This is a genomic window from Bradyrhizobium sp. STM 3557 (assembly GCF_045571465.1).
In the GTDB taxonomy this organism is placed as follows: Bacteria; Pseudomonadota; Alphaproteobacteria; order Rhizobiales; family Xanthobacteraceae; genus Bradyrhizobium.
Map to the genome: position 1 here is coordinate 7,142,671 of NZ_CP120697.1, position 12,421 is coordinate 7,155,091.

Consider the following 12,421-nt stretch of genomic DNA (forward strand, 5'->3'; position numbering starts at 1 on the left):
CCATCCCTGTCGCCGGCTTACGCGAGAACTCCCTACGTCCGCCGCAAGTCCTCGACCAGCATCGCCGTGGCGTGGCGCGCAAGCGCCTGGGTCGGGGCGTTCGTATTGCCGCTGGTGATGTTTGGCATGATCGAGGCGTCGATCACCCGGAGGCCGTCGACCCCGCGTACCCTGAGCCTTGCGTCGACCACCGCTCGCGCATCCTGGCCCATCCGGCACGTACCGACAGGGTGCCACATGGTCGTCACCGCACGCTTCACCCACTCGCCGATCTCGGCGTCTGACTGGATATGCGGGCCGGGATCCATCTCTTCCTCGATCACCGACGCCAACGACTCCTGTGCCATAACCTTGCGGACCGCGCGCACCGATTCCACCGCGGCCCTCAAGTCTTCCTCCTCGCCCATGAAGTTCGGGTTGATGAGGGGCATTGACGTCGGTTCGCTGTCGGCCAGCCGCACCCAGCCGCGGCTCTTGGGCTGAAGCACCACGGTTTCGAAGGTGACGCCAGAGCGGTCGCCCGCCGGGCCAAGTTGCTCGTTCAAGACGATCGGAGAGTGATAGCATTGGATGGTGGGGTCGGCGCTGAAGTCGGATGGATTCCAGTGGGTGACCGTCTCGATGCCGTTGCCCGCCGCCGGGCCATCCTTCGTGATGAGATACCGCAAGCCCGCCTTCACTGTGCCGAGGCCGTGCGCGGCAGCCTGGTAACCGAGATCGCCCTTTACGTAAGCGCGGACCGGCACCATCGGGTGATCATGGAGATTTTCACCCACCTCCTGAGAATCCACGATCACCGCGATGCCGTGCCGGCGAAGCTGCTCTGCTGGGCCGATGCCCGAGTGCATGAGGATTTTCGGGCTATGGACTGCGCCGGCAGACAGCACAACCTCGCCAGCCCTGATGATCTCGCTGTTCATGAGCTCGACGCCAACGGCACACTTGTTTTCAACGATGATTCGAACGACGGTCTTACCGGTGAGCAGCGTCACGCGGCTGGAGGCAAGGTGCGGACGCAGATAAGCGTCGACCGCGCTGCAACGCCGCGAATCTCCGACCGTTGACTGCACGGGCGACACGCCAATTTGGCTCTCGCCGTTATAGTCGGGATTGTAAGGGATCCCATATTCCTGGAAGGCCTTGAGGCAATATTGGTTCAGCTTGTTGATGCCCTTGGGCAACTGCACCGCGAGACCACCATTGATGCCGTGATATTCGTCGTGGAAGGTGTCGTTGCTTTCTTGCGCCATGAAGATGGGAAGGAGGTCTTCATACGACCATTTGCCGGTATTGCCGACGGCGTCCTGCCACGCGGCGTAGTCGCGTATCTGACCACGGACGTAGCACATCGCGTTGATCGACGAGCCACCGCCGAGCACCTTGGCTGAGCGATATGCTCGCTTGGTGCCGTGCTGAGGAACCGTCTCGTATTTCCAGACATGCCGATCGTGGACCAGTATACTGGCGAAGCCGGCGGGAAGGTGGATGAATGGATCGCGATCCATATCGCCCGCTTCGATCAGCGCGATCGACGCATCGGTGTGTTCGGCGAGATAGCTCGCGACGACGCAGCCGGCAGCGCCTGCACCAACAATGACGATGTCGTACGCTTCTTGAGACATCAGTGTCTTTCTCTTTCGGCACCATTGTATCGTTCAATCAACGCCCGTAGCCGGCGCTGCGATAGCTAGGCACCTTATCCAGAGATTGATTGGCCCCTGCTTTTTGGAAAGTGACCTTGCAATGCCGGCTAGGGAAATCACCTCTCGTCATAGACTCGATACACGATCGTTATTACCGGTCGCCGCATAATGCCGTGGCGAAGCAACGCCATCGGCCGATTTGCCACCTCGAAACCGAGTCTGACGCGAGATGGCGATCAGCGAGACTCTAGCTCGCGTTTTGATGCCCGAATTTGGACCTCTTCCGGTAACGGTCATTGGCCATGAGGTCGATCGCAGATCGCTCAGGCATACCGACGAGGCGTAGAGCCTGCGAACATCGCTGGCCAAGATCGGGTCCGCATATCGTGCCAGACGGCCACTGATCATCGGAGAGAACGTGCTGTAGGCGCCTAACAGGCGTAAGCGCAAGCACGTCCGCCAGGCGCATTGCTTGGCTGCTTCCTTCGCTATCGCTCACGAGGTTCAATGGCCCCCCCTCTTTAGCCAATGATCGGCAGAAATCCGTCCTGGTCCCCACGCCATGATACTGAGCGTCATTGCGGCAAGTGAGATGGATTGGCCAGCCGTCGGGCACGGTGATCTCGACGATCAGTGTCATGAACAACAGCCCGAGTGCGGCGAAGCGGGTGCCGAGGCCGAGCAGCAGCAGCACCGGAAACAGGACCTCGCCGCAGCCGGAGAGGAATGCCATCGCCGTCGGCACCGCAAAATGATAGGCCCGCGCGGCAAATGCAACATGAACTCGTCAGTGAATAACTTCACTGCGGTGTCGCTGAGCTGGAAAAAGCCGGAGCATTCCAGCATTCCGGACCCTCCAGAACGGCACCGCCAGCGCCGCGCGCATCACGTTGTGTTAATCGCGTCCGAACAGTGGTTTTGCAACGCCGGCTGGGCAAATCACCTCTCGCCATGGAGTTGACAGACAATTGTTATTGTCGCTCGCCGCGCGGCGTGACGCCGTAGGGAGAAAGACCACCAGCTGCATCGCACCTCGAAACCGCTGTTTTCTCTTCATCGTCTGAGACGAAATGGCGATCAGCGAAGCTCCACGTGCGTCGGTGCAGATTCCGCCGCTGCAGGTCCAGCGCGAACTGCGTCGACAGACAGACAAAAGGTGCTGACAGTGAACGTTTTTAAACATCTGCCGCCGTGGCGGTCGCCGCATTCATCCTTGCCGGCCGCGTCTCTGCGCCGGCCGCTGCCGCCTATCTGATCCGAACCCCGCACATACCCGCGATGATCGCGGCCGAGATAACGGCGCTTATCGAGACACCCGCGCCCCAAAATCGATTTGCGGCACATCGACTGGCTCCATGCGCGACCAGCACCACCCGCAATCCCGACGCAAGGTGGCTTAGGACAAAAAACACGCCGAGCGCATAGTGAGGCAATAGGCGGATATTCCATGCATCATGAATGAGCCCGGTCGGGGCTCCGATCGCGAAGTTCCAATCGGTCGGTATATTGAGAAAGCTTCGAGCGTAGATGAAAACCGAGTTCATGTGCCCGAGGATGTACAGCGAAAGGTACATCCCGGAGGCCACCTGAAATGTTCGATGGAAGCCCTGCGGGGCGGCACTCCAGCGCCATGCCAGAATCAGGCCCGTGCCAACCTGGAAAAGCATGGCCGCGACCAACAGCGGCTCACCGACGGTAGAGCGGTAGACCACGCGGCCGATCCCCATGACGGCCGCATGCGCATCGGGGCCGATCAGCCCGAATAAGTGATTGGCTAGATGGAACGCCACGTACAGGCACAAGACGGCCGCGGTCATTCCGTGGACCATACGCCAGCGCCCCACGGCCAGCTGCGTTGCAGCCGCGGGATTGCCGGCCGTTTGCGACCAACTCGCGATCACGAGCCAAAGCACGCACCACACGAGTTCGTCGGGAAGAGGGCTATGAATCAGGGCCTGCACGACGCCAAGAAAGACAAATAGGGTCGGGCTCGCCACGCCGACATAGGCGAGCCGCCGCGCCCCAGGAGCGGCATCGAGCCGGCAAGCGAACGCGAGCGCGAGAAACGGTACAACGAACGCCACGGCCAGGACTAAGGTCGCGGCAACAATTGCGAGAGGCGAAGGCCTTGCGGCCTGCGTGCCGACGACGGCATGAAAGGCGCGGAGTAGAAAGGGGTAGCAAATGGCCGCCGCTGCGGGAGTCAGTGCCCAATAGTCGAAACGCGGCCCGATCGTGGCGCTTCGGCCCCGCTGCTGAGCAAACGCCACCATCGTTAATCCCTCTGCTATCAACCGCGTGATGCGGGCGCACCGCCCGAAGGCCTGCACCTCTAGGCCCGAAGTGTATCGCCCTCGGTAGGCATCCCTTTACGCAGCAGCCGCCGCGTTCAACCAGCTGCGCGCCTGGCCAATTCCGAACGCGTCGCGACTGGCTCCTCGGGCGCGTTCAAGACTGACGTCGTGAGCAGGACAGCGGCAGCGAGGATCCAGTAGTACCAGGTATCGAGTCCAGTGAATTCGAACGCAAAGGGTGCGATGACAAAAACCATGCCGACCGCGCGATCGACCCAAAGATGCAGCCAGTAGGGAATGATGCGGACGAGCCCGGTGGGATGGTCAGTCAGAGCGGCTAAGAGCAGCGCGGTCACCCCGACGACAACCGAAAGCCATATTGCGATCGGCCCGCTCTGGCCGAGCTTCAGCGCGAAGGGCGCTGCGATCAGGACGATCGCAACAGGATAATCGATCAGGTAGGCGTGGATAGACTTGGTAATGAAGCGGAACGACATGTGTGACTCCTGTACTTGTACGGACGGGTCCCTGCGATGCGGAGAGTGCGTCCAGCCAAGCGGACGATTACGAACTCCTGTGCCGGCAAGCGCACCGTAGAAGCGTCGCAGGTCAACCCGGTTTGACGAGCAATAAGGATATGCCTGCACGTCAACGATTAGAAATGCCCAGTCCTTATCGTTTCCATTCCACGCGCTCGGCGCCATGGAAGCGGTTAGTGTGGCGTCAACCACCGCTCCAAGGGCCGCGCCTCAGTGTCCGGCTGCCGAGGTCACGGACGGCATCAGAAGATCGCCCGCCCAGGCCACACACCATCCGCTCATCCCTCGGCACTCCGTAAAATAGGCGACGGTCGTTGCGTTATAACCGAGGGGCCGCTTTCGACTTCGGCGTCGCAGGCGTCGGGCGACCTCTTCGATTATGCGTCTCGACCATTGAACGAGATCGCGTCATCGATATCTCCGGAACTGCGGCCGGCAAGGCCGTGTGCCTTTCGAGACGTGAATTCCGCGCTCCTCACGGTAACGCAGATCGTGTTCCGGCTTTGTCGCGGATCGCGCCAACGCGGCTCATTCCGCCGCGACTGCGGCCGCGGTCGTCTGGGTCGGCTTGCGCTCGTTCTTGCCTTCCGCGAGGTTGCGCACCACCATGTAGAAGATCGGCGTGAAGATCAGGCCGAACAGCGTGACGCCGAGCATGCCGAAGAACACGGCAACGCCGACGGCCTGCCGCATCTCAGAGCCGGAGCCGGTCGACACGACCAGCGGCAGCACGCCGAGGATAAACGCGAACGAGGTCATCAGGATCGGCCGCAGGCGGAGCCGGCAGGCCTCGATGACAGCCTCCAGCCGCGGCCTGCCCTCGAGCTCGATATCGCGCGCGAATTCGACGATCAGGATCGCGTTCTTGGCGGCAAGCCCCACCAGCACCACAAAGCCGATCTGGGTCAGGATGTTGACGTCCTGGCCCATGACACGCACGCCGATGGTGGCCGCGAACAGGCACATCGGCACGATCAGGATCACCGAGAACGGCAATGTCCAGCTGCCATATTGCGCCGCCAGAACCAGATAAACGAACAGCACGCAGATCGGAAACACGTAGAGGCCCGCATTTGCGCCGTTCACCTGCTGGTAAGAGAGGTCGGTCCACTCGAATGAAAACCCGCTGGGCAACGTCTGGTCAGCGAGTTTCTTGATTGCGTTGAGCGCTGTCGTGGAACTCGTGCCCGGCGCCGGCTCGCCCTGCAGTTCGGATGCCGAGTAGAGATTGTAGCGCGCGACGCGGTCGGGGCCCGAAACGTTCTTGAAGTCTACGACGCTGCCGAGCATCACCATGTCACCGGCGGCATTACGGGTACGAAGCCGCGTAAGATCGGAGGTTTCCTTGCGGAACGGCAGATCGGCCTGCGCGGTGACGTGATAGGTACGCCCAAACAGGTTGAAGTCGTTGACATAGGTCGAGCCGAAGTAAGTCTCGATGGTGTCTGTAATGTTAGCGATCGGGACGCCCAGCTTCTGCGCCTTGACGCGATCGATGTCGACAAACAGCTGCGGCGTATTCGCCGTGAACGGCGAGAACACAGAGGTCAGATTTGGTGACTTACGCGCGGCAGCGACCAGATCGTTGGTCGCGGCTGCAAGCAGCTCGGGACCGCGCCCTTGTCGATCCTGGATGCGGATAGCGAAGCCGCCACCGGTGCCAATGCCGGGCACTGCGGGGGGCGGAATGACGATGATGAAGGCGCCCTGGATCACCGATAGCCGTTTGCGCAGATCGGCCGTGATCGCATTCGCTGTCAGCCCCTTCTTCTGCCGCGCCTCCGCCTCGTCGAACACCGGAAACAAGGCAGCGGCATTGCCTGCCTGCGTGCGGGTCGCGCCGGAGAAGCCGCTGAACGCCCCGACGCGGACGATACCCGGCGTATCCAGCGCAATCCGCTCGATGTCGCGCACCACTGCGGCGGTCCGCGCCAGCGACGCTGCGCCCGGCAATTGCACCGAGATGATAAGGTAACCGCGATCCTGCGCGGGAATGAAGCCCTGCGAAGTGGTGGCGAGCAGCCAGCCGGCGCTACCGATCAGCGCGGCATAAAGCAACAGCATTAGCGCTGAATGCCGGATCACGAAGGATGCTGCGGTCGCATAGCCGTTCGATAACCAATCGAACACCCGATTGAAGACGCGGGTGAAGGCCGACCAGCCACGCGCGATCACATTCCAGCGCGCCGGCAGCCGCTTGCCGTCGTGCGGAACTAGGATTTGCGAGGCAAGTGCGGGCGACAGCGTCAACGAACAGAAGCAGGAGATCGCCGTCGCAACAGCGATGGTGACGGCGAATTGCTGGAAGAACTGTCCGGAGATGCCGCCCAGGAAGGCGGTCGGCACGAAAACCGCGCAGAGCACAAGTGCGATCGAGACCAGCGCGCCGCCGACCTCTTCCATGGTCTTGAGCGCCGCCTCACGCCGGCTCAGGCCGTCCCGGAGATGACGCTCGACATTCTCGACAACCACGATGGCGTCGTCGACCACGATGCCGACCGCGAGAACCAGACCGAACAGCGTCAAATTGTTGATCGAGAATCCGAGCGTTGCCATCACTGCAAAAGTGCCCACCAGCGACACAGGGATCGCGATAATCGGAATGATCGCAGGTCTCCACCCCTGCAAAAACACGAGCACCACGATGACCACGAGCGTCATCGCCTCGTAGACTGTCTTGATCAGCTCGTGGACCGACTGGGCGATGAATTCGGTCGGGTTGTAGCCGATATTGTAGTCGAGGCCCTTAGGAAAATTCGCCTTCAGCTTGGCCATGGTGGTGGAGATTGCGTTCGCTGTGGCGAGCGCGTTCGATCCGGGGCGTTGGGTCACTACCATCGCGACAGCCGACTTGCGCAGTATGCGGCTGCTGGTCGCGTAGGACAGCGCACCGAGCTCGACCCGGGCAATGTCGCGTAGTCGCACGGTACGGCCGTCGGAGCCGGCCTTCACCACGATGTCCTCGAACTGCGCGGTATCCTTGAGGCGGCCGGTGAACACGAGGTTCGGCTGGAACGCGCGATCGGCTATCGGAGGCTCTGCGATCTGCCCGCCAGTGATCTGCAGATTTTGGGCGCGGATAGCCGCCAGCACCTCACTCGATGTCAGACCGACATCAGCGATCCGGTCGGGATCGAGCCACAATCGCATCGAGTAGTCGCGCGCTCCGAACATTTGGATATCACCGACGCCATCGAGTCGCAAAAGCTGATCACGGACTTGCAGCAGCGTGTAGTTGGAGATGTAGAGCTGATCGAAGGAGTCGTCGGGCGACAGCACGAACACGGCCATCAGGATGTCGGGTGAGTTCTTGCGCGTGACGACGCCGTTGCGCTGCACCTCCTCCGGCAGACGCGGCTGTGCAATTGCGACGCGGTTCTGCACCAGCACCTGGGCCTTATCGAGGTCGGTGCCGAGTTTGAAGGTGACAGTGATGGTGAGCTGGCCGTTCGAGGTCGCCTGGCTGTAGAGATACAGCATGTCCTCGACCCCGTTGATCTCCTGCTCGATTGGGGCGGCAACGGTGTCGGCTACGGTCTGGGCCGAAGCGCCCGGGTATTGCGTGGTGACGGTAACGGTCGGCGGCACCGCCTGCGGATATTCCGAGACCGGCAACGTCTGGTAGGCGATCGTGCCGACGATCACAAGCACGATCGACAGTACCATCGCCAAGATGGGCTGGTTGATGGAAAGCTTTCCGAGATTCATGGCTTGGCACCTGCCGGAGTCTTGTCGTCTGCCCGCGCCTGCGCCATTTTCGGTGTCACCTTGGCGCCCACGCGGGCACGCTGAATACCGTCCACGATGACGTGATCCTCCGCCTCGAGGCCCTCCCGGATCACCCGCAGTCCGTCATCGAGTGGCCCGAGCACCACCGGCTTTGCCTCAACCGTATTGTCGCCCTTGACCACGAACACGATCTTGCGCGACTGGTCGGTGGCGATGGCGGCGTCCGGGATCAGCAGCGCCTCATAAGGCGATGAACCGATGATCCTGACGCGGCCGAACTGCCCGGGCAAAATTGAGAGATCCTTGTTCTGGATGACCGCGCGGCTGCGCAGCGTCGCAGTCGAGACGTCCAGGCGGTTGTCGAGGAAGTCCATCGCGCCTTCATGCGAGGGCTTGGTTTCGCCGGTCAGCATCACCTGCACCGGGTTCGCTGTATCGCGCGAACTCGGCCGCTTGCCTTCGAACCACAGCTTGTTGTTGCGCTGATAGGTCTGCTCGTCGACATCGAAATAGATATAAATCGGATCGAGCGACACGATGGAGGTGAGCAGTGTCGCTCCGCCATCGGCGCCCTGGACGAGGTTGCCGGGGGTCACCAGATGGCGACTGACGCGGCCGGTGATCGGGGCAAGCACGTGAGTGAATTCGACATTCAGCCGCGCCGCCTTCAGTGCGCCTTCGGCCTGCGTCTCGGCCGCATAAGCCGCCTGCAAGGCCTGACGGCGCTGGTCAACGACCTGTTCGGAAACTGCGCTGGTCTGTACCAAGGTCAGGCCACGGTCGAGTTCACGCTTGGCCAGCTCTTGCCTGGCCCGCGCGTCGTCGAGTTGGCCTTGGGCCTGCAACGCGACCGCCTCGAATGGGCGCGGATCGATAATGTAGAGCAGATCGCCGGCGTGGACAATCGCACCGTCCTTGAACTGGACGCTGTCCACGAAGCCGCCAACGCGGGCGCGGACCTGCACCTCCTCGATCGCCTCGAAGCGGCCGGTGAACTCGTCCCAGTCGGTGACCGTACGCTTAACCGGTTGCGCGACTGTTACCGGCGGCGGAGGCTCGGCCGCCTGCGATTGGGCCTTGTCATCGCAGCCGGCGAGCGCCAGCGCGAAAAGCAAGCCAATCGTAGCGCCGCCGCATCGTTGGTAGCGGCAAAACGAGCCGCGGTCGAGCCGGGTCACCGGGGCCGGCTGCTCCGGGTTGTCTGTCGTACACACTTCCGTCTCTCCAAGGCATAGAACGTTGCAATCATAACTGGACAGGTCGCACTCTGATCGTCGCCAGCTTCACTCACCGGCGGCAGCATTCGCACTGCGGTCCAATGCGGACGTCGAGCTCAACTTCAACGGCGCGGCCGCTCTCGGACAAATCGCTCAACGTGGCCGACGCAGAGAGTCGAACCTTGGTCAGCCGACTTCACCTCGAAATTGCAGTCGAACGCCCGCCAAGGCACTTCGCCTGACCCGCAGCTGCCGCTATGATGATTTTTTCCACTCCAGTCGGCCCTCATGGAGGCGGCTAACTATTCTCCGCCAAAATCGCGACGTCGCTACGTCTTGCAGCTCTAGCGCGTGCGCCGAAGTGGCCAACCAGGACCAACGGCTTGCTGTAACTCCTTTGCTGCCGCTAGGGGCACCCACCTGGTAGTAGCGGTCAGCGCGCCCATGGCGCGGCGATTTCGATCATATCGTTGCTTTGCATGTCGACGGATTGTCTTCGTGTAACGCGTGTCGAGGCGAACCCTAGGTTTCTGTTCAGCGACGCTTCGGAGAATGATCTTGCAAAGCCGGCGAAGGAAATCACCTCTCGCCATGGAGTCGATAAACGGTCGTTATAGCCGCTCGCTCCCGCGCGTGCGTGATGCTGTAGGAGGAATGTCAAAAGCCGCATCGCACTCGAAGCCGCGACGTTTAACTGTGTAGAGACTTCTAAGTCACACTCAGTCGCTTGATCGGCAATCGACTTCGACTCTCCGGAAGTCAATGATTGTTCGTTGGCGCGAAAGACCATGAAGCCCGCTGCGCGCGTTCGCGGATTTTATCACCGGGCGCTTCGGCGCGCAGGCGTCACGGAGCATTCCTGGTGGTTATGGATATGATAGCTTTACCCGAATGGTTGCCGGATTTACTCCTGAACGCATTGACTGCATGCGGTACCGAGGTCTCGCACGAGCTCTAAGAGTTACTTGCGCCGCCTCTGGCGTACCCTTCTCGAGGCCGGCGGGCCAATCATATAACGATCGGACCTGATCATGACCAAGATCCGCGAAGTCGTCGTCACAAGCGACTCCACCAATCATGGCGCGCTGGCTGGCCGTTTCGGTGACTCTCGGTTTCCCGTCGGCGGGCCAGACGGCCTAGGCCACATTTCTTCTGGCCCTAATCCTTACGACCTTCTGAGCGCATCTCTGGCCGCATGCACCGCTATGAGCGTTCGTTTTCAGGCTCGGCGCCAGAAACTTCCGCTCGAGCGGGTTGAGGTCGGCGTCAGCTTCCACCACGGCGTCCGGGGCGAAAAAGATTCGTTTGAGCGCACGCTCGTGCTGGAGGGAGAACTCGACGCGAAGCAGCGCACATTCTTGCTGGAAGCTGCAAACCTCTGTCCTGTAGGCAAAATTCTCGGCATTACTGCGAATATTAACACGCGCCTGGACGTTACTGCTTCCGGCCACAACGAAAGGCCTCAGGCCTGCTACGAGGATGATGTGGCTGAACTGCCAATCCCGAATATTACTCCGGATTGAGCGTATCTCAGCCCCTCGGGGCATAGCAGCTTATCATACCCGCAGGGTCTTTAATTGAGTGAACCCGTGACTCTGGAGCCACATCTAAAGCTTATCGATTCCCGTCGCACAGGCGATGGCTAATCGCCCCGAACCAGACCTTGTCATCCAAATGCGTGATCTTCGACCTCGGACGAAGCAACATCACGCGAGGCTCGACTCGGCGCGCAGATCAATCCCAACGTTCTCGCCCCCTCCGCCACCCTTGCTTGATCTACCAGCATAACCGCGAGATCCAATAGCGATTCGTTGAGAGCAATCCCGCCTACTCCTGATCTTAGCCAACAGCACAGGTTTTCTTCCGCGCGTTTCTCTCGTGTTTCCCAGCGCCCAGAAATCATGCCGTTGCGGGGCATTCGCCGCGGTTCACGTTCGTGCACTTTGACTTTCGCGCGTCCCGTCGATGGCATCGATTCCATAGCCACAGGTCATTGGACCCTCGAGCTGCCCGATCCTATTGTCGCTCGTCTGCAAAAGATCAGAAGATTACGACGTACCAGACACAAGGAGGTGGACGATGCGGGCAGTCGTCGTGACGGACCAAGCTGCAGGAACAGCCGGGATGACGCTCATGGAGCGGCCCCAGCCGCAGGCGGCGATCAATGACGTTGTGGTTCAGGTTCATGCGTCGGGATTCGTCGGGACAGAGCTGACGTGGCCTTCGACGTGGACCGATCGCCTCAACCGTGACCGAACACCCTCGATCCCTGGGCATGAGCTGGCCGGAGTGGTCACCGCCCTGGGCTATGGCACGACGGGGCTGTCGGTCGGACAGCGGGTGTTCGGCCTCGCCGACTGGTATCGTGATGGGACCCTGGCGGAGTACGTGGCAGTTGAGGCACGCAACCTCGCGCGGCTGCCGGGGGACGTCGACTTCACGGTGGGCGCAAGCCTGCCGATCTCGGGCCTGACCGCGTGGCAGGGACTGTTCGAGCACGGCCGCGTTCGGGCGGGGCAAAGCGTCCTCGCGCACGGGGCGGCTGGCGCAGTCGGATCTATCGTGACGCAACTCGCACGAGAATTCGGTGCCTACGTCATCGGTACCGGACGCGCCGCCGACCGTCAGGCGGCGCTCGACTTCGGCGCGCAAGAGTTCGTCAATCTCGAGAACGACGCTCTCGAAGATGTCGGCGGCGTTGATTTGGTGTTCGACCTCATCGGCGGCGACATCGGCAAGCGGTCTGCGCGGCTCGTTCGAGCCGGCGGAACGCTGGTCTCCATCGTCGGGCCGAGCGAGGGACGGCCTGCCGACGGTGTGGCGATCGACTTCGTTGTCGAATCCGACCGTGCCCAACTGACCGAGATCGTCCAGCGGGTGCGGGACGGACGACTGAGGACGAACATCGGCAACATCGCGCCCCTGGAGGATGCCGTCGCCGCTTTCAATCCGACCAAGCGGATCAGCGGCAAGACGATCATCCGCGTTCGTCCCTGAAC

The 12,421-nt window shown here is 61.4% G+C and carries 7 protein-coding genes and 1 pseudogene; 2 read left to right on the forward strand and 6 right to left on the reverse strand.

Translation table 11 applies throughout. The annotated features are described in order from the left end of the window. Positions 1–32 precede the first annotated feature (32 nt). The 6 genes and pseudogenes from P6U24_RS33045 to P6U24_RS33070 form a co-directional block, all read right to left on the reverse strand. Positions 33–1,622 (reverse strand): GMC family oxidoreductase, encoded by a 1,590-nt coding sequence (locus tag P6U24_RS33045; protein WP_407156589.1) that lies wholly within the window; start codon positions 1,620–1,622, stop codon positions 33–35. Between the two features lie 525 nt (positions 1,623–2,147). Beyond that, positions 2,148–2,529, reverse strand: a pseudogene (locus P6U24_RS33050) (DoxX family protein). A 361-nt stretch (positions 2,530–2,890) separates the two neighbouring features. Next, a complete protein-coding gene (locus tag P6U24_RS33055; RefSeq protein WP_407156590.1) occupies positions 2,891–3,916 on the reverse strand; it encodes a hypothetical protein in 1,026 nt (341 codons plus the stop codon). 116 nt (positions 3,917–4,032) lie between these two features. After that, positions 4,033–4,434, reverse strand: a complete 402-nt coding sequence (locus tag P6U24_RS33060; RefSeq protein WP_407156591.1) for a hypothetical protein — start codon at positions 4,432–4,434, stop codon at positions 4,033–4,035. 570 nt (positions 4,435–5,004) lie between these two features. Then, a complete protein-coding gene (locus P6U24_RS33065) occupies positions 5,005–8,184 on the reverse strand; it encodes an efflux RND transporter permease subunit (RefSeq protein WP_407156592.1) in 3,180 nt (1,059 codons plus the stop codon). Next, a complete protein-coding gene (locus tag P6U24_RS33070; RefSeq protein WP_407160673.1) occupies positions 8,181–9,383 on the reverse strand; it encodes an efflux RND transporter periplasmic adaptor subunit in 1,203 nt (400 codons plus the stop codon). The genes P6U24_RS33065 and P6U24_RS33070 overlap by 4 nt, the downstream gene beginning before the upstream one ends. 1,070 nt (positions 9,384–10,453) lie before the next feature. On the opposite strand from P6U24_RS33070, the gene P6U24_RS33075 reads away from it, so the two are divergent. Beyond that, on the forward strand, positions 10,454–10,945 hold the full coding sequence (locus P6U24_RS33075) for an OsmC family protein (protein WP_407156593.1): 492 nt from the start codon (positions 10,454–10,456) through the stop codon (positions 10,943–10,945). A gap of 556 nt (positions 10,946–11,501) precedes the next feature. Continuing rightward, a complete protein-coding gene (locus P6U24_RS33080; RefSeq protein ID WP_407156594.1) occupies positions 11,502–12,419 on the forward strand; it encodes an NADP-dependent oxidoreductase in 918 nt (305 codons plus the stop codon). The last annotated feature ends 2 nt before the right edge of the window (positions 12,420–12,421 follow it).

Bases quoted from the DNA above. Each gene is read 5' to 3' on its own strand.
- P6U24_RS33055 (WP_407156590.1), bottom strand. From the start codon at position 3,916: ATGGTGGCGTTTGCTCAGCAGCGGGGCCGAAGCGCCACGATCGGGCCG.
- P6U24_RS33075 (WP_407156593.1), top strand. From the start codon at position 10,454: ATGACCAAGATCCGCGAAGTCGTCGTCACAAGCGACTCCACCAATCAT.
- P6U24_RS33065 (WP_407156592.1), bottom strand. From the start codon at position 8,184: ATGAATCTCGGAAAGCTTTCCATCAACCAGCCCATCTTGGCGATGGTA.
- P6U24_RS33045 (WP_407156589.1), bottom strand. From the start codon at position 1,622: ATGTCTCAAGAAGCGTACGACATCGTCATTGTTGGTGCAGGCGCTGCC.
- P6U24_RS33080 (WP_407156594.1), top strand. From the start codon at position 11,502: ATGCGGGCAGTCGTCGTGACGGACCAAGCTGCAGGAACAGCCGGGATG.
- P6U24_RS33060 (WP_407156591.1), bottom strand. From the start codon at position 4,434: ATGTCGTTCCGCTTCATTACCAAGTCTATCCACGCCTACCTGATCGAT.